Below are 243 nucleotides of genomic sequence, written 5' to 3' on the forward strand. Positions count from 1 at the left end.
TCAATTTTCCATCCGCCGTAGTAAGTTTGCTGCCTAACGCCGCTACCTTGCCATCTTTGGTGACGAAGCCTTTGTCTTTATCGTAAAAAACAGATTCCCCATTTTCATCTAAAACAGGTGACCCATCCGCATAGCGAAGTTGCCCGTTTTTATCAACGTAGGTTGCTTTTCCGTCGTACAGCATGCCGTCTAGCTGGTCTTTTGTAACATCAGAGCCAGTGGCCGTATCCAGCACTTTACCTG

Annotated in this window: 1 protein-coding gene; it reads right to left on the minus strand. The window is 46.9% G+C overall.

Annotated features, from left to right (window positions below; all coding sequences use genetic code 11):
• Window positions 1-243, minus strand: a 243-nt coding sequence (locus tag V6259_RS19950; RefSeq protein WP_341586010.1) for a hypothetical protein, incomplete at both ends; no start/stop codon positions are given.

The organism is Marinomonas sp. TI.3.20 (genome assembly GCF_038155025.1).
GTDB classification, from domain to species: domain Bacteria; phylum Pseudomonadota; class Gammaproteobacteria; order Pseudomonadales; family Marinomonadaceae; genus Marinomonas; species Marinomonas flavescens.